Genomic DNA, 20,976 nt, shown 5'->3' on the forward strand with positions numbered 1-20,976 from the left:
TGGGGGGGGGCGTCCGGTGGCGCGGCGGGCGGGGGGGGCTGGGGGGGGCGCCGGCGCCCCGCCGCCCGCCCCTTCGCCACGGCGCCGCGGATCGCCGCCACTTCCGCCGCCAGTTCCTCGCCCTCGGGGAAGTTCTCGTCGCGCTCCAGCAGCACGCCCGGCGGCGCCACGCGCGAGGCGAGGTCGGTCAGGATGTCGAGCACCGGCTGCGGAACGGGGTGGGCGTGGCTGTCGTGCCAGACGCCGTCCCGCTCGAAGCCGCCCGCGACATGGACGTACGCGATGGCCTCCAGGGGCAGTTCGCCGAGCGCCTCGGCCGGGTCCTCACCGAGATTGACGTGGTTGGTGTGCAGGTTCGCCACGTCGATCAGCAGCCGCACCCCGGTCCGGTCGGCCAGCTCGTACAGGAACTGCCCCTCCGTCATCTCCTCGTCGGGCCAGGAGACGAGCGCGGCGATGTTCTCCACGGCGAGCGGCACGGGCAGCGCGTCCTGCGCGACGCGCACGTTCTCGCACAGCACGTCGAGGGCGTCGCGGGTGCGCGGCACGGGCAGCAGGTGCCCCGCCTCCAGGAGCGGGGAGGCGGTCAGCGCCCCGCCCGCCCGGACGAACGCGATGTGCTCGGTGACCAGCGGCGACCCCAGCGCCTCCGCCCGCTCGGCCAGCGCCGTCAGCCGTCCCGCGTCCGGCCGCTCGGCGCCGCCGAGCCCGAGCGAGACCCCGTGCGGCACGACGGTCACCCCGCGCTCGCGCAACCGCAGCAGCGAGTCGGGCAGATGCCCGGGGCAGAGGTTCTCGGCCACGGCCTCGACCCAGTCGATGCCGGGCATCCGCTCAACGACGTCCGCGATCTCCGGACGCCATCCGACGCCCGTTCCCAGTCGCGCCGTACGCGCCGCACTCGCCGTACGCCCCATTCGCTCCATGCTTCCGTCCCCCTCCTGCGAACATGACGGGGATATCGCCCGACCGGCCCGGCCCGAACCGCGGGCAGGCATGTTCAGAGCAACATCTGAGGTTCGCGGCGGCGCCGGACCGTCAGCGCAGGTCGAGCCGCATCAGCACCCGGGGATGACCGGCCAGCACCGACGTGGTGTCGGCGGCGTGGACGAACCCCGCGCGCTCGAAGTTCCTCCGGAGCCCGGCGTACGCCATGGTCAGGTCCACCCTGGCGTCCCCGTTGTCGAGCGGATGCGCCTCGATCGCCGGCGCGCCCTGGGAGCGGGCGAAGTCGACCGCCCCGGCGATCAGGGAGTGCGAGATCCCCTTCTTCCGGTGACCGGGCCGTACGCGGACGCACCACAACGACCAGACCGGCAGATCGTCCACGTGCGGGATCTTGCGGTTGCGGGCGAAGGAGGTGTCCGCACGTGGCGCCACCGCGGCCCAGCCGACCGGCTCGTCACCGTCGTAGGCGAGCACCCCCGGAGGGGGCCCCGTACGGCACAGCTCGGCGACGTAGGCCCCTCGGGCCGGGCCGCGCAGCTCGTTGTTGACCTTGGAGGGGACGCGGTAGCTCAGGCACCAGCAGACGTTGGACGTCGGCGACTTCGGACCGAGCAGGGTCCGGACGTCCTCGAAGACCGAGGCCGGGCGAACGTCGATGGTCATGGCACCACGATGGCACGGCGCCCAGGCCGACGCCGCTGGTTCACCCGCCTCGACGGATCCGCCGGCCTACCGCAGCGCCGGGTGGTCCGCCACCACCGTGCACGACCCCGGTGCGATCTCCGTGTACCCGGCGTCCCGGACCACCGGCAGGCCGCTCGTCGTGAGGCCGCGCCAGCGAGCGGGGTCCGCCGTGCGTACCGCCAGCGGGAAGCCCGCGTCGCGCCACACCGCCCGCTCGCCGTCCGACAGCTCCCACCACGCGAGCTGCGCGCCGTGCCCGGCCTGGGCCATCGCCTTGCCGGCCGACATGCCCAGGTCGGGGTTCATCCACAGCACCGGCGCGGAGAGGTCGGCGTCGACCGGCGGCTCCGGGTCGTCGAGGTCGGTGCCGGAGACCTGGAGGCGGGCCAGATCCTTGGGCCAGCCGTCCAGCGGGACCGGCGGGAAGACCCGGACCTCCGCCGTCTTGCCGGTGACCGTGATGCCGGGCAGCGCCTCGGCCCGCCGCCACTCGGCGCCCCGCGCCCGCCGCACGACCTTGCGGATGCGCGCGTCCTGCCAGTCCCGCATCGCCCGCGCCCACTCGCCGTCGCCGGTCGACCGCTCGTCGCCGAGCATCAACAGCACCGCCCGGGCCGCGGTCTCCAACGCGTCGGTACGCGGCGGCGGCGCCGCCCGCTCGATGCGTACGACCAAGGGCAGCACGAACTGCGGCGCGAGGTCGCGGTCGCCGGGCTCGGGGCGGAAGGGACTGTCGGGGACGGGAGTCGTCGGCTCGTTGCTCACGCCCACCAGTCTGCCAAGCCACGAGCGCACGAGAGGACGACCCCGTGCGACGCGACCAACGGCCCCGCCGAGTCGCTGCTGCCGCGCCTGCTCGGCGGCATCGGCGCCCACCGAGGGCCGGGCGGCCGCCCGCGTACGCCCCCCCCCATGGCGTACGGCGGGCCGTCGGCCTTGGGCGGCCGGGCCGCGTCGATCAGACAGCAGTCGTCGGGGCCGGTGTCCTCGTCGCTGCTCATCTCTCCAGGGCAGGGCAGGCGCGTCAGGCGCGGCCGTTCGCGGCGCCGATCAGCTCCGAGACCTTCACGAAGCGGTAGCCCTGGCGGCGCAGCTCGGGCACGACCCTCCGCACCACCTGTTCGGTCACCGGGGCGGCGCTGCGGGTGCAGTGCATGACGACGACCGACCCAGGCCGCACCCCGTCCAGCACCTGCCGGGCCACCGCGTCGGCGTCCGTCGCGAACGCGTCGCCGCTCACCACGTCCCACTGGACGGCGGTGACGCCGGTGGCGGTCAGTTCCCCGAGGGCCGCCTTGTCGTAACAGCCGCCGGGGAAGCGGAAGTACGGCATGGCGTTCCGGACCCCCGCCTTCTCGAACGCCGCGTACGCCCGCTCCACGTCCGACCGCATCCGCTCCCTGGACACGTTCGGCAGGCCGTAGCAGTCGTCGGTGTAGGCGTAGTGGCTGTAGGAGTGGTTCGCGATCTCGAACCGCGGGTCCCGGCCGATGGACCGGGCCGCGTCCGGGTACTCCTCGGCCCACCGGCCGGTCATGAACACCGTGGCGGGCACTTTCAGTTCCCGCAGGGCCGCGATCAGCCGCGGATTGTCGAACCGTTCGCCCGCCGCCGCACGCGGCCCCTGGTCGGCGGTCATGTCGGCGTCGAAGGTGAGGGCGACCGTCCTGCCGTCCGCGCGCGGCCCGTGCTCGAAGACGGGGGTCAGGCCCGCGGGGCCGGGGGCGAGCGTCGGAGGCCGGGACGGGGCCGACTTCGACGGGGCGGCGGAGGACGCGGTCGGCGCCGGCCGGGGGGCCTGCGGAGCCTCGGCGGTCCCGCAGGCGGCGAGGGCGGCGCCCAGGGCACACAGGGCGGTTGCGCGTCGTACGAGAGTGATCACCGTACGAACATATGAGTGTGTTGTTCTGTATGTACGACTATGGGGGGTGGCGTGCCCGAGGGGTCACCCTCTCGGGTCAGAACGCTTCGGCGGCGGTCAGATGTCCCGCTGCTCCAGCGGCTTCGTCGCCGGGCCCTCGATCACCTTGCCGTCCGTGCCGAAGCGGGAGCCGTGGCAGGGGCATTCCCAGGCGCGTTCCGCCGCGTTGAAGTTGACCAGACAGCCGAGGTGGGTGCAGCGGGGCGAGACGGCGTGCAGCGCCCCGGCCTCGTCCCGGTAGACCGCCAGCCGGTCGCCGCCCGCCCGGACGACGGCACCCTCGCCCGGCGGCAGGGCGTCCACCGGCGGGGAGGGCTTGAGCCGGTCGCCCACGAAGTGGCGGGCGACCTCGGCCTGCGTCTTGAGGAACGCGGGCGCCTCACGCACCGCCGTGCGCAGCCGGCGCGGATCGTACAGCTCGCTCCACGCGCACTCCTCGCCGCTGATCTGCGCGGTGAGCAGCCGGCCCGCCATCATGCCGCCGCTCAGCCCCCAGCCGCCGAAGCCCGTGGCGACGTACGTGTGGTGCGCGCCGGGGTGCAGCGGGCCCACCATCGGCACGGTGTCCGTGGGGTCGATGTCCTGCGTGGCCCAGGCGTACGTGAGGTCGGCGCCGGGGAAGTGCTCGCCGGCCCAGGCGGACAGGCGGTCGAAGCGCTCCCGGGTGTCGCCCGTGCCGGGCGTGAAGTGCTCCCCGGTGACGACCAGCAGCCGGCGGCCCGAGCCGTCGCCGGCGTCGTCCAGGGGCGCCGTACGGACCGAGCGCGTGTTCTCGTCCGGCGTGATGTACATGCCGTCGACGTCGCGGTCCGCCTCGATGCTCCCGGCGACGACCAGTTCCCGGCGCGGGGAGAGGCGGGCGAAGAGCAGGGCCCGGTCGAAGATCGGGTAGTGGGTGGCGACCACCACGTCCCGGGCGGTCACCGTCGCTCCCGCCCCGGTCGACACGCGGCACGGCTCGCCCTCGTCCAGGCCGTGGACGGTGGTGTTCTCGAAGATCCGCCCGCCGTGCGCCTCCAGGTCGTCGGCGAGGGCCAGCAGGTACTTGCGCGGATGGAACTGGGCCTGCCCGGTGACCCGCACCGCGCCCGCGACCGGGAACGGCAGCGCCGTCTCCGTCACGAACGACGCCGGCAGCCCCGCCTCCTTCGCGGCGGCCGCCTCGGCCCGCAGCTCGTCCACGCGGCCCGCGTCGCAGACGTACGTGTAGGCGCTGCGGGTCTCCCAGTCGCAGTCGATGCCCAGCTCGGCCACGATCTCGGCGGCGTGCTCGATCGCCTCGGACTGCGAGCGGGCGTACAGGCGGGCGCCCGCGGGGCCGCGGGTGCGGCGCAGCTTGTCGTAGATCAGCGTGTGCTGGGCGGTCAGCTTGGCGCTGGTGTGGCCGGTGACGCCGGCGGCGACCCGCCCGGCCTCCAGCACCGCCACACTGCGCCCGGCCCGCGCCAGTTCCCAGGCGGTGCTGAGACCGGCGACGCCGGCGCCGATCACGGCGACGTCGACGTCGAGGTCCTCCGCGAGGGCGGGGCGCGGCGCACCGCCCGGTGCCGTCTGAAGCCAGTACGAGCCGTTGACCTGCGGGTTCTCCGTCATGCGGCCCCGAGTACCCCGTAGCCGCGGCTTCAGTGACCGGCGGTGCGCCCGCCCCGGGAGGCTCGCTACCCGCGCCAGGGGCCCGTCACCGCGAACGTCGTCCCGGGCGTGTAGCAGTTGACGTACATCGTGTCGCCGTCGGGGGAGAAGGCGACCCCGGCGAACTCACCCCACTCCGGTTCCTCCGGCGTCCCGATGTTCTGGGCGCCGCGGGCCATCGCGTACACCTCGCCGCGCCTGGTCACGCCGTAGACGTGCTGGGCGCCGTTGCCGTCCTCGCAGACCATGAGACCGCCGCTGGGGGCCAGGCAGATGTTGTCGGGGGACTCGCCGGGGAGCCGCACGTCGGTGTCCGGGCCGAAGACGATCACCAGGGTCAGCCGGCGCCGCTCGGGGTCGTAGCGCCAGATCTGCCCGTAGTGGTCGCCCGCCGAGCCCTCCGCGCTGCGGGCGAAGGACGACACGAAGTAGACGCTCCGCCCGCCCCAGTAGCAGCCCTCCAGCTTCTGCGCGTGGGTGATGCCGCCCCGGCCGAAGTCCTGGTGCCGGATGGGGGTCTCGACGGCCAGCGGGTCGGGTACGTCCACCCACTCGACGCCGTCGAAGCAGGCGCCCGTCTCCTGGATCGAGGACAGGTCGGGCACGCCCGGCACACGCATCGCCTGGAGCCGGCCGCCGGCCCGCAGCGAGCCCGTGCCGCCCAGCGGCTTCTCGGGCAGGAACCGGTAGAAGAGACCGAACGGCCGCTCGAACGCGTCCTCCGTCTCGTACACGACGCCCCGCCGCGGGTCCACGGCGATCGCCTCGTGCTGGAAGCGGCCCATCGCGGTCAGCGGCACCGCGCCGGTGCGCTGCGGGTCGGCCGGGTCGACCTCGAAGATGAAGCCGTGGTCCTTGGTGTAGCCGTTGGTACCGGCCTTGTCCTCGGTCTCCTCGCAGGTCAGCCAGGTGTGCCACGGGGTGGGACCGCCCGCGCAGTTCACCGCCGTACCGGCGATCGCGACCCGCTCGTCGCGGACGTGGCCCCGGGCGTCCAGGGTCAGGGCCGTACAGCCGCCCTTGCCCTCCGGGTCGTACGTCAGACCCTTCACCGTGGGGACGGGGACCTTGCCGTTGGCGCGGTTCTCGTGGTTGCGCACGAGGTGGACGCCGCCGTGGCGCCCGTGGCGGTCCCGGGAACGGGCGGCGAAGGCCGCCATGCCGTCGTGGTTGGACGGGACCGGTCCCTCGCCGGACCGCAGCTCGTCGCCCTCGCGGGACAGGACCCGGTAGCGGAATCCTCTGGGCAGGTCGAGCAGGCCGTCGGGGTCGGGGATCAGAGGGCCGTAGCCGGTGTGACCCAGGGACTGCGCGGCGGCGGTGCCGGCGAAGAGCTCGGAGAGGGCTCCGGTGAAGGCGATGCCTGCGCCCAGGGCTCCCGTGCGGGCGAGTACCTGGCGTCGGGTTGCGGACATGGGGTGACCTTCCTGCTGGCGGACAGGATTGCGACCCCGCCGTGTCTATCACCTGGCGCGATTCTCGGGAACCACGCGCGCTACACGCGTCACATGCCGGCCGGCCGCTCCAGGGTCTGGTCGGGCGGCACCCGCTGCGGGTTCTCCAGGAACCGCAGCAACTCCACCGGGAAGGGCAGTACCAGCGTCGAGTTCTTCTCCGCGGCCACCGCCACCACCGTCTGCAACAGCCGCAGTTGCAGCGCGGCCGGCGTCTCCGACATCTCCCGCGCGGCCTCGGCGAGCACCTTGGAGGCCTGGCGCTCGGCGTCGGCGTTGATGACCCGGGCCCGCCGCTCGCGGTCCGCCTCGGCCTGCCGGGCCATCGAGCGCTTCATGGTCTCGGGCAGCGACACGTCCTTGATCTCGACGCGGTCTATCTGCACGCCCCAGCCGACGGCGGGGCTGTCGATCATCAGCTCCAGGCCCTGGTTCAGCTTCTCCCGGTTGGACAGCAGGTCGTCCAGGTCGCTCTTGCCGATGATGGACCGCAGCGACGTCTGCGCCATCTGGGACACGGCGAACTTGTAGTCCTCGACGCGGATGAGCGCGTACGCGGCGTCGACCACCTTGAAGTAGACGACCGCGTCCACGCGGACGGTCACGTTGTCCCGGGTGATGCCTTCCTGGGCGGGCACCGGCATCGTCACGATCTGCATGTTGACCTTGTGCAGCCGGTCCACCACCGGGACGATCATGGTGAAGCCGGGTTGTCGCACCTCACCGGCGAGCCGGCCGAGCCGGAGGACGACCCCGCGCTCGTACTGCTTGACGATCCGCGCCGCCGAGGCGACATACAGCACCCCGGCGCTTCCGGCGGCGGCAGCCGCGGTCAGCAGCTCCTGGAGCATGGCGACCTCCTCGCCCAGAGGGCCGTTTCGCCTACTCCTGTCACGATATGCCGGAGGCCCGGTCCGAGGCCATGCCTCGGACCGGGCCTCCGGCACATCGACGGGCCTACACCGCCGCCTTCGCCGGTTCGGTGACCTTCACCGGGTCCGTGCCGGTGGCGCTGTGCCGCTCGGCCCAGTTCTCCAGCGCGGTGCGGCAGGCGTGGTCCAGGTGGTGCAGCCCGGTCAGGTCCAGCTCGACCGGGCGGTCCTGCGGCAGCGCCTCCAGGCTCTCCAGGATCTTCGGCAGCCGCAGGAAGGTCGCGTTGCCCGACAGGTGCGCCTGGATGGGGCCGGCGCCCTTGTCGACGATCTCCAGCTTGAGGTGGGAAGCCTCCCAGGCGGTCTTGACCACGGACAGGGCCAGGCCGATCAGCACGCCCTCGAACATGTTGACCGCGACGATCGACACGGCCGTGACCACCAGGATCAGCGCCTCGCCCCGGTGCTCGCGCCACAGCGGCACGATGCCGCGGAACGGGATCAGCTTCCAGCCCGCGTGGACCAGGATGCCGGCCAGCGCGGGCAGCGGGATCAGGGCCAGTACGGACGGCAGCAGCGCGGCGAACAGCAGCAGCCACACGCCGTGCAGCACCCGGGACGCCTTGGTGCGCGCACCCGCGCTGACGTTGGTGGAGCTGCGGACGATGACGGCGGTCATCGGCAGTGCGCCGAGCAGGCCGCACACCGTGTTGCCCGCGCCCTGCGCCATCAGCTCCTTGTTGTACTCCGTGCGCGGGCCCTTGTGCAGCCGGTCCACCGCGGCGGCGCTGAACAGGCTCTCCGCCGAGGCGATCAGGGTGAAGGCGACGATCGTGCCGAGGATGCCCACGCTCGCCAGCTCGCCGAAGGCGTCGGCGCCGGGCGGCTGGATCACGTCCAACAGGCCGCTCACCTCGACGGTCGCCACCGACAGTCCGAAGACCGCCGTGACCGCCGTGGCCAGGCCGACCGCGGCCAGCGCGCCCGGCACGGTCTGCGCCTGCTTCGGCAGCCGCTTCCACAGCACCATCACCGCGACGGTGCCCGCGCCGAGGGCGAGCGAGGTGAGCGCCTCGGTGCTGCCCAGCGCGTCGGCGACGGCCCCGGGCAGCCCGGTGATCTTGTCGAGGCCGGAGGCGGGGGCCTCGAGGCCGGCCGCCGAGTACAGCTGGCCGGCGATGAGCACGAGGCCGATGCCGGCCAGCATGCCCTCGACGACCGACAGGGAGATCGCCCGGAACCAGCGCCCCAGCTTCAGGGCGCCCATGGCGAGCTGGATCAGGCCGGCGGCCAGCACGATCACGCCGAGCGCGGGCAGCCCGTACTCGTCGACCGCGCCGAAGACCAGAACCGTCAGGCCGGCGGCCGGACCGGACACCTGAAGGCTGCTGCCCGGCAGGAGGCCGGTGACGATGCCGCCCACGATGCCGGTGACGAGGCCGAGTTCGGCCGGGACACCGGAGGCGACGGCGACGCCCACGCACAGCGGGAGGGCGACCAGGAAGACGACGAGTGAGGCGGTGAAGTCCTGCCGCAGGTGGGGGAACTTCCGGCGGTTCTCGGATATGGAGTCCATGCCGGCGCTCACAGGGTCTCGAACGTGTCGGTGTCCGCGTGGTGTTCGCGCACGACCCCGGTGTGGACCTCGTAGTACCAGCCGTGCATCCGCAGCCGGCCGTCCGTCAGCCGCCGCTCGACACAGGGGTAGGAGCGCAGTCGCAGCAGCTGCGCCAGGACGTGGTGCTGCACGGCCTCGGCGACCGTGGGGTCGGCGGGGTCGCAGGGCTTCGGTTCGTCCGCGGCGTGCGCCAGCCAGTCGCGCACGGCGGGTACGGCGGACAGGTCGTCGCCGCGCACCAGCGCGCCGACGGCGCCGCAGTGCGAGTGGCCGCAGACCACGATGTCGGTGACGCCGAGCACTTCCACGGCGTACTCGATGGTGGCCGCTTCGCCGGAGGGGCGCTCGGCGCCGTGGGGCGGGACGATGTTGCCCGCGGTGCGCAGCTCGAAGAGCCGGCCGGGCCCGGCGCCCGTGATCAGGGCGGGTACGACCCGGGAGTCGGAGCAGGTGATGAACAGGACTTCGGGCGACTGGCCTTGGGCGTGCCCGGCGAACTCCTCAGGGCGCTGTCCGTACGTGCGGGCGTTGTCGATGAGGGGCTGCATGATGCGGTGATTCCTCCTGGCGCGCTGTGGGGGGCGCGTCGGATGGGCAGGACAGGGGTGGGGATGTTCCGGTCCCTCAGCAGCGGAATACCTGAAGTGCCGCCGGGGAGTGGTCCGGCGCCGGTCTCGGCCGGTGTCCGGTCGCACGGCCGGACGTGGCGGGTTCGGGCACCGCCGGGCCGCGCTGCCGCAGGCACGGCCGTTCGGGGGCCTCGGGCTGGGGCGCGGTGCTGGTGCGGTGCCGGTCGCGGACGCGCGGGGAACCGTTCGGGTTCCCGGACCGGCCTGCGTCGTGGCAGGTGACGATCTCGTCGTGCGATGCCATGCCGGCGAGGGTGGTTCCGGGATGGGCATTGGCCATGGCATCACGGCTCGTATGCGCGGATGCGAAGGGTGTGCTGGGCGCGAAGACCACCAGGGCGATCAGGACGGCGGCGAGGAGCGGAACCACGGTCCGGGCCGTCGTGCCTCGCAACATACGCCCCCCTCCAGGCAGTTCACGCCAGTGGCATGTGCCGACACGTGGTCCAGACAAGGTCAATGCAACGCCAACGCATGGTCAATGCGCGGTCAAGAAACACGTTAACCCTGCGAAGAGCTTTGCAGGGTTAACGTAGCGTTACGAGCTGAAGAGAGCCTGAAAATCGCGGGTGGGTTGGCGGGAACCGGCTGTTCCGCGCTCAGGCGGTGTCGACGAGGCGTGCCGCGTCCCGGGCCAGCGCGGTGAGCCGGGAGATCGCCCGGAAGTACTTCTTGCGGTACCCGCCCTTCAGCATCTCCTCGCTGAAGAGCCGGTCGAAGGGCAGCCCGGAGGCCAGGACGGGCACCTCACGGTCGTAGAGCCGGTCCGCGAGCACCACGAGGCGGAGCGCGGTCGACTGGTCCGGCACCGGGCGCACCCCGGTGAGGCACACGGCCGAGAGGCCGTCGGTCAGGGCGCCGTAACGGCTGGGGTGGACGCGTGCGAGGTGGTCGAGGAGCGCGGGGAAGTCGTCCAGGGAGGCGCCCTCGGCGGCCCGCGCCGCGCGGGTCACCTGCTCGTCGGAGTAGGGTGCCGGTGCCTCGGGCAGGCCACGGTGGCGGTAGTCCTCGCCGTCGATGCGCAGGGCGCGGAAGTGGGCGGACAGGCCCTGGATCTCGCGCAGGAAGTCGGCCGCCGCGAAGCGGCCCTCGCCGAGCTTGCCCGGCAGTGTGTTCGAGGTGGCGGCGAGCGCCACGCCCGCCTCGACGAGCCGGGCGAGCAGGCTGGAGACGAGGACGGTGTCGCCGGGGTCGTCGAGTTCGAACTCGTCGATGCACAGGAGACGGTGCCCGGAGAGGGTCCGCACGGTCTGCTGGAAGCCGAGGGCGCCGACGAGGTTGGTCAGCTCCACGAAGGTGCCGAACGCCTTGCGGGAGGGTTCGGCGGGGGTGGCGTGCCACAGGGAGGCCAGCAGGTGGGTCTTGCCGACGCCGTAGCCGCCGTCGAGGTAGACGCCGCGGGGGCCGGCGGGGGGCTTCGGGGTCTTGCTCCTGCCGAGGCCGAAGAGGCCGCGCCTGCCGGTGGCGGCGGGAGCCCCGTCCAGTCCGGTCGCGAAGTCCTCCAGGACCCGTACGGCCTCGCTCTGGCTGGGCTGGTTCGGGTCCGGGATGTAGGTGCTGAAGCGCACCGAGTCGAAGCGGGGCGGGGGCACCATCTCCGCGACCAGGCGGTCCGCGGGGACGTGCGGCTCGCGGGCGCACAGGGACAGCGGGGCGGAGGCGGGCGCCGTCCCGGCTATCGGGGGGCGACCGGAGGGGGAACCGGGGGCGGGGGAGGAGGACGACACGGGGGTCCATGGTAGAGCCTGTCTTGAGGGTGCCTGTAGCTGTACGAGGGGGCATGGGCCGGTGCGCCGTCCGGATTGCCCGGTGCCGGTGCCGGTGCCGGTGCCGGGTGGGGGTGGGTGGCGCGGCCCGGCGTTGCGGGGTGCCGCCGCGCCCACCCGTGCCGCCCCTGGCGGCACGATTGCCCGCGGATACGGCTGCGGCTGCGGCCGTGCGGAAGTGCGGGCGGTTCGGTTGTTCGGTGCGTGGAACACTGCACGTCATGCGACGCCTGTTCCCCGTGACCCCTGTGACCGATCAGACAGCCGGCCCGGGCTCCGACGGGACCGATCGGGAGTGGAGCCTCGCCGAGCTGGCCGCCGCCTACGCCTATCCGGAGCCGGACGGGGAGCGCGGGGCGTGGCTGCGGGCGAACATGGTCTCCACCCTCGACGGTGCCGCCCAGCACGACGGCCGGTCCCAGCCCATCTCCAGCGCGGCCGACATGCGCGTCTTCGGCACCCTGCGCGCCCTGGCGGACGTGGTGGTCGCCGGGGCCGAGACCGTACGCCAGGAGGGGTACCGCCCGGCACGCTCGCGTGCGGAGTTCGCGGAGCCGCGGCGGGCGGCCGGGCAGAGCCCCGCGCCGGCGATCGCGGTGGTCAGCGCGAGCCTGGAGCTGGATTTCTCCCTGCCGCTGTTCACCTCGCCGCTGGTACCCACCCTGATCCTGACCGGCGCGGCCGCGGCCACGGCCCGGATCGCGGCCGCCGAGAAGGCCGGTGCCCGGGTGGTGATCGCCGGTGACGGCGTCGGCGTGGACCCCGCCCGTGCCGTCGACGAGCTCGTCGGGCTCGGTCACACCCGGCTGCTCACCGAGGGCGGTCCACGGCTGCTGGGGCAGTTCGTCACGGCCGGGGTGCTCGACGAGCTGTGCCTGACCGTGTCGCCGATGCTCACCGCGGGTGACGCGCAGCGCATCGCGGGCGGGCCCTCGGTCGAGATTCCGCGGCGATTCGCGCTGGCCTCCCTGCTGGAGGAGGAGGGGTTTCTCTTCAGCCGGTACCGCCGCGTCTGAGGAAATCGGCGGAATCTCCCGTTCCGCTTAGTCCGAGCCGGGCACACTGAATCCGGCAGTACCCGTGCGATCACGGGGCAGGATGGTTTCCGCAGGGTCCGGTACGGCCTACGGAGGGTGGGCCGTGTACGAGCCCTCGAAGGAGAAGGGGCGCCTGAGTGTTCACAAGCGTTTTGATGATCGAGAAGGCCCTGACGTCCGCCGACGTGGAGTTCGTCACGACCTTGCACGGGGAGGAGGCGGTCGCCTTCCACGTGCTGCTCCAGCCGCGCGGTGATCAGGCGGACAGGCTGCTGAGAGCCATCGACGACGTCGCGCTCGGCGAGCTCGACGACGCCGTACGCGAGGGCGAGACGCCCGAGGGCCAGGAGGCGCAGAGCGTCGGGCAGCGGGCACTGGAGGTGTCGCTCACCGCCCTGCGCGCGTCCGGGGCCGAGGCCGAGGGGCGCCTGATCGAGGACCACCCGCTCGACGAACTCAAGTCCCTGGTCCTGGAGATCGGCGCCGACGAGGTGATCGTCCTGACCGATCCGCACTACGTGGAGGAGTTCTTCCACCGCGACTGGGCCTCACGGGCCCGGCACAAGGTCGGCGTACCGGTCCTGAAACTGTTCTCCCACAGCAAGGCATAGGCTGGGGCCGCGCTCCCGCGCCCGGGGGCGCGCCCACCAGCACGACCACCGCTCGCAGGCACCACGCTCGCAAGCACCACCTCTCGTACCACCCGCCGCACCTCTGGGGAGAACAGCGCATGGCACCCGGCCTTCCTACCGCCATGGACCGACCGCACTTCATCGGCATCGGCGGCGCCGGAATGTCGGGCATCGCCAAGATCCTCGCCCAGCGCGGCGCCGAGGTGGCGGGCAGCGACGCCAAGGAGTCCGCGACCGCCGAGGCCCTGCGCGCGCTCGGCGCCACCGTGCACATCGGGCACGCGGCGGAGCACCTCGCCGACGACGCCACCTGCGTGGTCGTGTCGTCGGCGATCCGCGAGGACAACCCGGAGCTTGCCCGCGCCGCCGAACGCGGCATCCCGGTCGTCCACCGCTCCGACGCCCTCGCCGCCCTGATGAACGGCGCGCGCCCGATCGCGGTCGCCGGCACGCACGGCAAGACCACCACCACCTCCATGCTGGCGGTCTCCCTCTCCGAGCTGGGCCTGGACCCGTCGTACGCCATCGGCGGCGACCTGGACGCGCCCGGCTCCAACGCCCTGCACGGTGACGGCGAGATCTTCGTCGCCGAGGCGGACGAGAGCGACCGCAGCTTCCACAAGTACGCCCCAGAGGTCGCCATCGTCCTCAACGTCGAACTCGACCACCACGCCAACTACGCGTCGATGGACGAGATCTACGAGTCCTTCGAGACCTTCGCCGACAAGATCGTCCCCGGCGGCACCCTGGTGATCGCGGCCGACCAGGACGGCGCCCGGGAGCTGACGCGGCGGCTGGCCGGGTCGGTGCGGACGGTGACGTACGGGGAGTCCGAGGACGCCGACGTGCGGATCCTGTCAGTCGTCCCGCAGGGCCTGAAGAGCGAGGTCACCGTGGTGATGGACGGTGCGGAGCTGACCTTCGCGGTCTCCGTCCCGGGCCGCCACTACGCCCACAACGCGGTCGCCGCCCTCGCCGCCGGTGCGGCACTCGGCATCCCCGCCGCCGAGCTGGCCCCCGCCCTGGCCGCCTACACGGGCGTCAAGCGGCGCCTCCAGCTCAAGGGCGAGGCGGCCGGTGTCCAGGTCGTCGACTCCTACGCGCACCACCCCACCGAGATGACCGCCGACCTGGAGGCCATGCGCGCCGCGGTCGGCGACGCCCGCATCCTGGTCCTCTTCCAGCCGCACCTGTTCTCCCGCACCCAGGAGCTTGGCAAGGAGATGGGCCAGGCCCTGTCGCTGGCGGACGCGTCGGTCGTCCTCGACATCTACCCCGCCCGCGAGGACCCGATCCCGGGCATCACCAGCGAGCTGATCATCGAGGCGGCCCGCGCCGCGGGCGCGGACGTGACGCCGGTCCACGACAAGGACGGGGCGTCCGCGGTGGTCGCGGGAATGGCGAAGGCCGGTGATCTCGTTCTCACCATGGGCGCGGGCGACGTCACCGACCTCGGACCGCGCATCCTGGACCAGCTGTCGAGCACGGGTAAGTAAGGGGCTGAGGACTCATGTCGTACGACGTCGAGAAGCCGGACGAGCAGTGGCGCGCGGAGCTGGCTCCGGCCGAGTACGCCGTCCTGCGCCAGGCCGGCACCGAGCCCGCCTTCACCGGTGAGTACACCGACACCAAGACCGAGGGCGTCTACTCCTGTCGCGCCTGCGGTGCGGACCTGTTCACGTCCACCACCAAGTTCGAGTCGCACTGCGGCTGGCCGTCCTTCTTCGACCCGAAGGACACCGACGCGGTCGAGCTGATCGAGGACCGGTCCCACGGGATGGTGCGTACCGAGGTGCGGTGCGCCCGGTGCGGCTCGCACCTCGGGCACGTGTTCAAGGGCGAGGGGTATCCGACCCCCACCGACCAGCGGTACTGCATCAACAGCGTCGCGCTGCGGCTGGCGCCCACGGAGAGCTGAGTCAGCGGGCGGCGGCCGGGAGCGTCACGGTGAACACCGTCACGCCCGGTTCGCCGCCCAGCTCGATCGTGCCGCCGTGCGCCCGCACCAGCGAACCGGCCACGGCGAGGCCCAGCCCGCTGCCGCCGCGGTCGCGGCTGCGGGCCTTGTCGACGCGGTAGAAGCGGTCGAAGATCTGTTCCCGGTCGGCGGCCGGGATGCCCGGCCCCGTGTCGGCGACGGCCACCCGGACCGCGTCGGCCGTCACGGACACGGCGACCGAGACCTTCGTGCCCGCCGGGGTGTGCACGGCCGCGTTGGTCAGCAGGTTGTCGAGCACCTGCCGGATCCGCTGCGGGTCCAGACGCAGCTTCACCACCGCGGGACCGGCCGTCACCGTCAGCGGATGCTCCGGGTGACCGGCGCGGAAGGCGTCGCCCGCCTGCCGTACCAGCTCCGTCAGATCCGCGTCCTCCCACCGCAGCGGCGCCTCCACCTCGGCCGCGTCCAGCCGGGCGAGCAGCAGCAGGTCGTCCAGGAGCACACCCATCCGGGCCGCCTCGGCGCGCAGCCGGGCCAGATGCCGCTCCCGTTCCCCGGGCGCGTCGGCCGCCGCGTACTGGAACAGGTCGGCGTAGCCCCGTACGGACATCAGCGGGGTGCGCAGTTCGTGCGAGGCGTCCGCGACGAACCGGCGCAGCCGCTGCTCGGCCTCGGCACGCACCGCCAGCGAGTCGTCGATGTGCTCCAGCATCGTGTTGAACGCGGTCCGCAGCTCAGCCACCTCCTGGCCGCCGTCCCGCCCGTCCACGCGCAGCGGCAGCCGGGCGGCGGACTCGGCCAGATTGTGCGAGGCGATGCCGTGCGCCGTGCTCGCCATGTCGCTCAGCGGCTTCAGGCCGCGCCGCAGCATCCGCCGTCCGAGCACCACCAGTGCCAGCAGCGCGAGACCGAAGGCGACGACCTGCACCGTGATCAGCTGCTCCACGGTGTCCTCGACGTCCCCCATGGGCGCGGCGCTCACCAGCACCACCCCGGGCTCCACCTCGCAGGCCCGCAGCAGATAGGGGCCGTGTCCGTCGATCCGCACGGTGCGGGTGAGGTCCGCGTCGGAGCGGGCCATGGTCTGCGCCAGGGCGGTCAGGGCACGGCTGTCCGCCGGCACCTCGGCGGGCGTGCGCAGGTCCACCGAGCCGCCGGAGACGTCGTAGATGGCCGTGTACCAGCCGTAGTAGGGCTTGCGTCGGACCGTGCCGTGCTCCGCCGCGTCCTTGGACTGCACGATCTGCACCAGCTTCATCTGGTCGGCGAGCTGCCGCTCCAGATAGTCCCGCATGTACGCGGTCAGCGCCGTGCCGACCACGGCGAACACCACCAGCGACAGCACCCCGAGGCCCAGCGCCAGCCGGGTCCCGAGCCGCAGCCCGCGGTAGGCGTGCCACAGCCGTCGTATCACCGGGCCGCCTGCCGCATCGCGTACCCGAAGCCCCGCACCGTCCGGATCAGCGGCTCACCGGACCCGTCCGTGTCGTCCGTGTCGTCGAGCTTGCGACGCAGCCGGCTGACGACCAGTTCCACGACGTTGGACCGGCCGCCGAAGCCGTACTCCCAGACGTGGTCGAGGATCTGCGCCTTGGTCAGCACGGCCGGCGACTTGCGCATCAGGTAGCGCAGCACCTCGTACTCGGTCGGCGTCAGCGGCACCCGCCGCTCGCCCCGGCGCACCTCACGGGTGTCCTCGTCCATCGTCAGGTCCGCCACCCGCAGCACCGACCGCTGGAAACCGGGGCCGGCGCTGCGCCGCAGCACGGTCCGCAGCCGGGCCATCAGCTCCTCCACCGCGAACGGCTTGACCAGGTAGTCGTCACCGCCCCGGGTCAGCCCCGCCACCCGGTCGGCCACGCCGTCGCGCGCGGTGAGGAACACCACCGGCACCATCGTGCCCGAGCGGCGCAGCCGGTCGAGGACGCCGAAGCCGTCGACGTCCGGCAGCATCAGGTCGAGCACCACGATGTCCGGCCGGAAGTCACCGGCCAGCCGCAGCGCCTGCTCGCCGGAGTTGGCGGTGACCGCCTCCCAGCCCTCGTAGCGGGCGACGGTGGCCACGAGGTCGGCGATGGGCGGGTCGTCGTCCACCACGAGGAGTCGTACTTTTTCCACGCGCCCATACTGCGCCACCGGTCCTCCGACCTTCGATCGTCCGGCAAAAACGGTTCCGCGACACGGACGTCTAGACTCTCCCGGCAACGACCTGTAGCGACCTGGCCAGAACTTCCGCCCCACCCGAAGGGTATTCGGCGTTTTGATACGGATGGATTCAGTCACCAAGCGGTACCCGGACGGCACCGTGGCGGTCGACAGGCTGTCGCTGGAGATACCGGACCGCTCGATCACGGTCCTCGTCGGACCGTCCGGCTGTGGCAAGACGACGACCCTGCGGATGATCAACCGAATGGTCGAGCCCACCGAGGGCGCCATCCTCCTCGACGGCGCGGACCTCCAGCAGCAGCCGGTCACCACGCTGCGCCGGTCGATGGGATACGTCATCCAGAACGCCGGGCTCTTCCAGCACCGGACGATCATCGACAACATCGCCACCGTGCCCCGCATGATCGGCTGGGGCAAGCAGAAGTCCCGTGAACGGGCGGCGGAGCTGATGGAGCGGGTGGGGCTCGACGCCTCCCTCGGCAAGCGGTACCCGTACCAGCTCTCCGGCGGCCAGCAGCAGCGCGTCGGCGTCGCGCGGGCGCTCGCCGCCGACCCGCCCGTGCTGCTCATGGACGAGCCGTTCTCCGCCGTCGACCCCGTGGTCCGCAAGGGACTCCAGGACGAACTCCTGCGCATACAGGAGGAACTGGGCAAGACCATCGTCTTCGTCACGCACGACATCGACGAGGCCATCAAGCTGGGCACCATGGTCGCGGTGATGCGCACCGGCGGCCGGCTCGCCCAGTTCGCGCCCCCCGCCGAGCTGCTGTCGAACCCCGCGGACGACTTCGTCGAGGACTTCCTCGGCGCCGACCGCGGCATCCGGCGGCTGTCCTTCTTCCCCTCCGCGGGCCTGGAGCTGACGAGCGGCCCGGTCGTACGCGTGGACGCCACGGCCGAGCAACTCGCCGCGCCCGACGCCCCCTACCTGCTGGTGACCGACGGGGAGGACAGGCCGCTGGGCTGGGCCGAACCGCGGGACCTGGGCGCCGGGGACATCGCGGTGGAGGAACTGCTGCCGTACGGGCGGCCGTTCGTGCCCGGCACCGACTCGCTGCGGGCCGCGCTCGACTGCGCCGTCCTCTCGCCCACCGGCTGGGCCGTCGCCGTGGACGCCGACGGCCGGGTGGCCGGTGTCGTCTCCCAGCAGACCATCGGCGAGGCGATCCGCACCGCCCACGGCGCCGGGGAAGGCGACCCGCAGGACGAGGACGCGCCGCAGGCGGGGCCCGCCGGTGTCACGAAGGTCGGCCCGTGAACGGCTTCTTCGACATCCCGAGCGACCTCGACAACACCTACTTCGGTCTGATCGGGCTGCATCTGCGCGAGGCGCTGCTGCCGGTGCTGGCCGGTCTGCTGCTCGCGCTGCCCGTCGCCCAACTCTGTGTGCGGTTCCGCTGGCTGTACCCGCCCGTGCTCGGCGTGACCACCGTGTTCTACGCCATCCCGTCGCTGGCCGTCTTCGTCGTCCTCATCGACTACACCGGCCAGACCGAGCTGACCGTGATGATCCCGCTGGCCGTGTACAGCCTGGTGGTGCTCGTTCCGGCGATCGTCGACGGCGTGCGGTCGGTGCCCGAGGAGACCCTGGCCGCGTCCACCGCCATGGGATTCGGGCCCGTACGGCGCTACCTCCAGGTGCAGTTGCCCATCGCCGTGCCCGCGATCCTCGCCGGCCTCCGGGTGGCCGTGTCGGCGAGCATCTCCCTGGTCAGCGTCGGTGCCCTCATCGGCAACCAGGGCGCCCTCGGCAACCTGCTCGCCGACGCCCAGAAGTACGGCCGGCCCGAACTCGCGGTGAACTCCGTCCTCACCACCGCCGTACTGGCGATCCTGTGCGACGCGGCGCTCGTCCTGGTCCGGAACCTGCTGACGCCGTGGATGCCGCGCGGCACGAGGCGACGCCCGAAGGAGGCCGCCGCGCGGCCCGAGCCCAAGAAGGCGGCCGCCCGGTGAACATACTCGACTTCGTCAACGCCTTCTTCAGCGACAGCGCCCACTGGCAGGGCTACGACGGCATCCCGCGGCGCCTGCTGGAACACGTCCAGTACACGCTGATGGCCCTCGGTCTCGCCGCCGCGATCGGCCTGCCCGTCGGGCTGCTCACCGGGCACACCGGACGCGGTGGCAACGCCGTCGCCTTCGTCGCCACCGCCGCTCGCGCGCTGCCCAGCTTCGGTCTGCTGGTGCTGATCGCCGTCGTGGTCGGCATCGGCCTGCTGCCCGTGATGGTCCCGCTGGTCGTCCTCGCGATCCCGCCGATCCTGGTGACCACCTACGAGGCGGTCCGCTCGGTCGACCCCTCCCCGGTGGACGCCGCGCGCGGCATGGGCATGCACGAGTCCGGCATCCTCTTCCGGGTCGAACTGCCCGTCGCCCTGCCGCTGGTCCTCAGCGGACTGCGCTCGGCGGCCATCCAGGTCGTGTCGACGGCGACCATCGCCGCGTACGTCAGTCTCGGCGGGATCGGCCGGTACATCATCGACGGGCTCTACCAGCGCGACTACGAGAAGGTGGTCGGCGGTGCCACCCTGGTGGCCCTCCTGGCGCTCGTCACGCTCGCCGTCTTCTGGGCGGCGGGACGGCTGGCGGTGTCGCCGGGGGTGCGCAGGCGCTGACGCCGGGACACGGACTCGAACACAGTTGTGAAAACCGTAACCAGGCTGTTCTTGACTGACCGACAAGTGGCTCGTTTGGATCGGTGGATGACTTCTACCGCCAAGAGCAGCAGGTCCAGGACGAGGCACACCGGTGCGGCGGCCGTCGCGCTCACCGCCGCGGCGGCGCTGCTCGCGGGCTGTTCCTCCTCCGACGACACCTCCGACAACCCTCTCGCCGGGGAGAAGGCGGAGGCCGGCACCGTCGTCGTCGGCTCGAACAACTTCGCCGAGAGCACCCTCCTCGCCGACATCTACGGCGAGGCGCTCAAGGCGAAGGGCCTCAAGGTCACCTACAAGCACAACATCGGCAGCCGTGAGACGACGTACGGCCTGATGAAGAACGGCTCGGTCACGGTGCTGCCGGAGTACAACGGCGCGCTGCTCGCCTACCTCGACCCGGAGGCCGAGCAGAAGTCCACCGAGGCGGTCAACACCGCGGCCAAGGCCAAGCTCGACAAGAAGCTGACACTGCTGGAGTCGTCGCCGGCCGAGAACAAGGACTCGGTCAGCGTCAACGCGGAGACCGCGAAGAAGCACGGCCTCACCGCCGAGTCGACCCTCGCCGACCTCAAGGACATCGCGCCGGACCTGGTGATCGGCGGTTCGCCCGAGTTCCAGACCCGGCAGCAGGGTCTGAAGGGCCTGGAGTCCGTGTACGGCCTGAAGTTCAAGACCTTCAAGGCGCTCGACGCGGGCGGCCCGCTGACCCAGTCGGCGCTGACGAAGAACACCGTGCAGGCGGCGGACATCTTCACCACCGACCCGACGATCATCAAGGAGAAGTTCGTCGTCCTGAAGGACCCGGAGAACCTCTTCGGGTACGCGAACGTGACCCCGCTGGTCCACAAGGAGGGCCTGTCCCAGGAGGGCGTCGACACGCTCAACGCGGTCTCCGCCAAGCTGGACACGAAGACCCTCCTCGACCTGGACGCCCAGGTGCAGCTGGACAAGGAGGACCCGCTGGACGTGGCCAAGGAGTGGCTCGCGTCGGCGGGTCTGGTCTGACCCGCCGTACGTT

Annotated in this window: 21 protein-coding genes; 8 read left to right on the forward strand and 13 right to left on the reverse strand. The window is 72.4% G+C overall.

Features of this window, described 5'->3' with window-relative positions; genetic code table 11:
• The 11 genes from ACFW48_RS22625 to zapE all read right to left on the reverse strand — a co-directional run.
• A partial coding sequence (locus ACFW48_RS22625) for a DUF692 domain-containing protein (RefSeq protein WP_386317360.1) occupies positions 1–917 on the reverse strand: 917 nt, incomplete at its 3' end.
• A gap of 121 nt (positions 918–1,038) precedes the next feature.
• A complete protein-coding gene (locus ACFW48_RS22630; protein WP_386317263.1) occupies positions 1,039–1,611 on the reverse strand; it encodes a GNAT family N-acetyltransferase in 573 nt (190 codons plus the stop codon).
• A gap of 66 nt (positions 1,612–1,677) precedes the next feature.
• A complete protein-coding gene (locus ACFW48_RS22635) occupies positions 1,678–2,397 on the reverse strand; it encodes a peptidyl-tRNA hydrolase (protein WP_386317265.1) in 720 nt (239 codons plus the stop codon).
• Positions 2,398–2,656: 259 nt separating this feature from the next.
• Positions 2,657–3,514 (reverse strand): polysaccharide deacetylase family protein, encoded by an 858-nt coding sequence (locus ACFW48_RS22640; RefSeq protein ID WP_386317267.1) that lies wholly within the window; start codon positions 3,512–3,514, stop codon positions 2,657–2,659.
• A gap of 96 nt (positions 3,515–3,610) precedes the next feature.
• On the reverse strand, positions 3,611–5,146 hold the full coding sequence (locus tag ACFW48_RS22645; RefSeq protein ID WP_386317269.1) for an FAD-dependent oxidoreductase: 1,536 nt from the start codon (positions 5,144–5,146) through the stop codon (positions 3,611–3,613).
• Between the two features lie 65 nt (positions 5,147–5,211).
• Complete coding sequence (locus tag ACFW48_RS22650; protein WP_386317271.1) at positions 5,212–6,600, reverse strand: PhoX family protein; 1,389 nt, start codon at positions 6,598–6,600, stop codon at positions 5,212–5,214.
• An 89-nt stretch (positions 6,601–6,689) separates the two neighbouring features.
• Positions 6,690–7,490, reverse strand: coding sequence for a slipin family protein (locus tag ACFW48_RS22655; protein WP_386317273.1), 801 nt, complete (start codon positions 7,488–7,490; stop codon positions 6,690–6,692).
• A 106-nt stretch (positions 7,491–7,596) separates the two neighbouring features.
• Positions 7,597–9,087, reverse strand: a complete 1,491-nt coding sequence (locus ACFW48_RS22660; RefSeq protein ID WP_386317275.1) for a SulP family inorganic anion transporter — start codon at positions 9,085–9,087, stop codon at positions 7,597–7,599.
• Positions 9,088–9,095: 8 nt separating this feature from the next.
• On the reverse strand, positions 9,096–9,677 hold the full coding sequence (locus ACFW48_RS22665) for a carbonic anhydrase (RefSeq protein ID WP_386317276.1): 582 nt from the start codon (positions 9,675–9,677) through the stop codon (positions 9,096–9,098).
• Between the two features lie 76 nt (positions 9,678–9,753).
• The gene (locus tag ACFW48_RS22670) at positions 9,754–10,155 is read right to left on the reverse strand and encodes a hypothetical protein (RefSeq protein ID WP_386317278.1); all 402 of its coding nucleotides are present in this window, start codon (positions 10,153–10,155) and stop codon (positions 9,754–9,756) included.
• Between the two features lie 202 nt (positions 10,156–10,357).
• Complete coding sequence (gene zapE / locus ACFW48_RS22675) at positions 10,358–11,485, reverse strand: cell division protein ZapE (RefSeq protein WP_386317280.1); 1,128 nt, start codon at positions 11,483–11,485, stop codon at positions 10,358–10,360.
• Positions 11,486–11,745: 260 nt separating this feature from the next.
• On the opposite strand from zapE, the gene ACFW48_RS22680 reads away from it, so the two are divergent.
• The 4 genes from ACFW48_RS22680 to msrB all read left to right on the forward strand — a co-directional run bounded on the left by ACFW48_RS22680 (position 11,746) and on the right by msrB (position 15,111).
• A complete protein-coding gene (locus ACFW48_RS22680; protein WP_386317282.1) occupies positions 11,746–12,540 on the forward strand; it encodes a pyrimidine reductase family protein in 795 nt (264 codons plus the stop codon).
• A gap of 158 nt (positions 12,541–12,698) precedes the next feature.
• Entirely contained in the window at positions 12,699–13,172 is a 474-nt protein-coding gene (locus ACFW48_RS22685) for an indole-3-glycerol phosphate synthase (RefSeq protein WP_310870521.1), read from the forward strand.
• A gap of 119 nt (positions 13,173–13,291) precedes the next feature.
• Positions 13,292–14,689: a UDP-N-acetylmuramate--L-alanine ligase gene (gene murC, locus ACFW48_RS22690; protein WP_386317284.1), complete on the forward strand. Its 1,398-nt coding sequence runs from the start codon at positions 13,292–13,294 to the stop codon at positions 14,687–14,689.
• A 14-nt stretch (positions 14,690–14,703) separates the two neighbouring features.
• Entirely contained in the window at positions 14,704–15,111 is a 408-nt protein-coding gene (msrB, locus tag ACFW48_RS22695) for a peptide-methionine (R)-S-oxide reductase MsrB (protein WP_386317286.1), read from the forward strand.
• Between the two features lies 1 nt (position 15,112).
• On the opposite strand, the gene ACFW48_RS22700 is transcribed toward msrB, so the two are convergent.
• Both ACFW48_RS22700 and ACFW48_RS22705 read right to left on the reverse strand, forming a co-directional pair.
• The gene (locus ACFW48_RS22700; RefSeq protein ID WP_386317288.1) at positions 15,113–16,546 is read right to left on the reverse strand and encodes a sensor histidine kinase; all 1,434 of its coding nucleotides are present in this window, start codon (positions 16,544–16,546) and stop codon (positions 15,113–15,115) included.
• The gene (locus ACFW48_RS22705) at positions 16,543–17,250 is read right to left on the reverse strand and encodes a response regulator transcription factor (protein WP_386317290.1); all 708 of its coding nucleotides are present in this window, start codon (positions 17,248–17,250) and stop codon (positions 16,543–16,545) included. Before ACFW48_RS22705 ends, ACFW48_RS22700 begins: the two co-directional genes overlap by 4 nt.
• A gap of 142 nt (positions 17,251–17,392) precedes the next feature.
• Between ACFW48_RS22705 and ACFW48_RS22710 the strand changes: the two genes are divergently transcribed.
• The 4 genes from ACFW48_RS22710 to ACFW48_RS22725 all read left to right on the forward strand — a co-directional run bounded on the left by ACFW48_RS22710 (position 17,393) and on the right by ACFW48_RS22725 (position 20,963).
• Positions 17,393–18,556 (forward strand): ABC transporter ATP-binding protein, encoded by a 1,164-nt coding sequence (locus ACFW48_RS22710; RefSeq protein WP_386317292.1) that lies wholly within the window; start codon positions 17,393–17,395, stop codon positions 18,554–18,556.
• Complete coding sequence (locus ACFW48_RS22715) at positions 18,553–19,254, forward strand: ABC transporter permease (RefSeq protein WP_386317294.1); 702 nt, start codon at positions 18,553–18,555, stop codon at positions 19,252–19,254. Before ACFW48_RS22710 ends, ACFW48_RS22715 begins: the two co-directional genes overlap by 4 nt.
• On the forward strand, positions 19,251–19,916 hold the full coding sequence (locus ACFW48_RS22720; RefSeq protein WP_386317296.1) for an ABC transporter permease: 666 nt from the start codon (positions 19,251–19,253) through the stop codon (positions 19,914–19,916). The genes ACFW48_RS22715 and ACFW48_RS22720 overlap by 4 nt, the downstream gene beginning before the upstream one ends.
• Before the next feature lie 87 nt (positions 19,917–20,003).
• Positions 20,004–20,963 carry an ABC transporter substrate-binding protein gene (locus ACFW48_RS22725; RefSeq protein WP_386317298.1) on the forward strand — a complete coding sequence of 320 codons (960 nt, stop codon included), beginning with the start codon at positions 20,004–20,006 and terminating at the stop codon, positions 20,961–20,963.
• Positions 20,964–20,976: the final 13 nt, after the last annotated feature.

Source organism: Streptomyces sp. NPDC058812 (genome assembly GCF_042744565.1).
GTDB lineage: Bacteria > Actinomycetota > Actinomycetes > Streptomycetales > Streptomycetaceae > Streptomyces > Streptomyces thinghirensis.

What these genes read in the sequence shown, in the direction of transcription:
- ACFW48_RS22630 (WP_386317263.1), bottom strand. Translation starts at nt 1,611, where the DNA reads ATGACCATCGACGTTCGCCCGGCCTCGGTCTTCGAGGACGTCCGGACC.
- ACFW48_RS22645 (WP_386317269.1), bottom strand. Translation starts at nt 5,146, where the DNA reads ATGACGGAGAACCCGCAGGTCAACGGCTCGTACTGGCTTCAGACGGCA.
- ACFW48_RS22650 (WP_386317271.1), bottom strand. Translation starts at nt 6,600, where the DNA reads ATGTCCGCAACCCGACGCCAGGTACTCGCCCGCACGGGAGCCCTGGGC.
- ACFW48_RS22655 (WP_386317273.1), bottom strand. Translation starts at nt 7,490, where the DNA reads ATGCTCCAGGAGCTGCTGACCGCGGCTGCCGCCGCCGGAAGCGCCGGG.
- ACFW48_RS22660 (WP_386317275.1), bottom strand. Translation starts at nt 9,087, where the DNA reads ATGGACTCCATATCCGAGAACCGCCGGAAGTTCCCCCACCTGCGGCAG.
- ACFW48_RS22665 (WP_386317276.1), bottom strand. Translation starts at nt 9,677, where the DNA reads ATGCAGCCCCTCATCGACAACGCCCGCACGTACGGACAGCGCCCTGAG.
- ACFW48_RS22670 (WP_386317278.1), bottom strand. Translation starts at nt 10,155, where the DNA reads ATGTTGCGAGGCACGACGGCCCGGACCGTGGTTCCGCTCCTCGCCGCC.
- ACFW48_RS22680 (WP_386317282.1), top strand. Translation starts at nt 11,746, where the DNA reads ATGCGACGCCTGTTCCCCGTGACCCCTGTGACCGATCAGACAGCCGGC.
- murC (WP_386317284.1), top strand. Translation starts at nt 13,292, where the DNA reads ATGGCACCCGGCCTTCCTACCGCCATGGACCGACCGCACTTCATCGGC.
- msrB (WP_386317286.1), top strand. Translation starts at nt 14,704, where the DNA reads ATGTCGTACGACGTCGAGAAGCCGGACGAGCAGTGGCGCGCGGAGCTG.
- ACFW48_RS22725 (WP_386317298.1), top strand. Translation starts at nt 20,004, where the DNA reads ATGACTTCTACCGCCAAGAGCAGCAGGTCCAGGACGAGGCACACCGGT.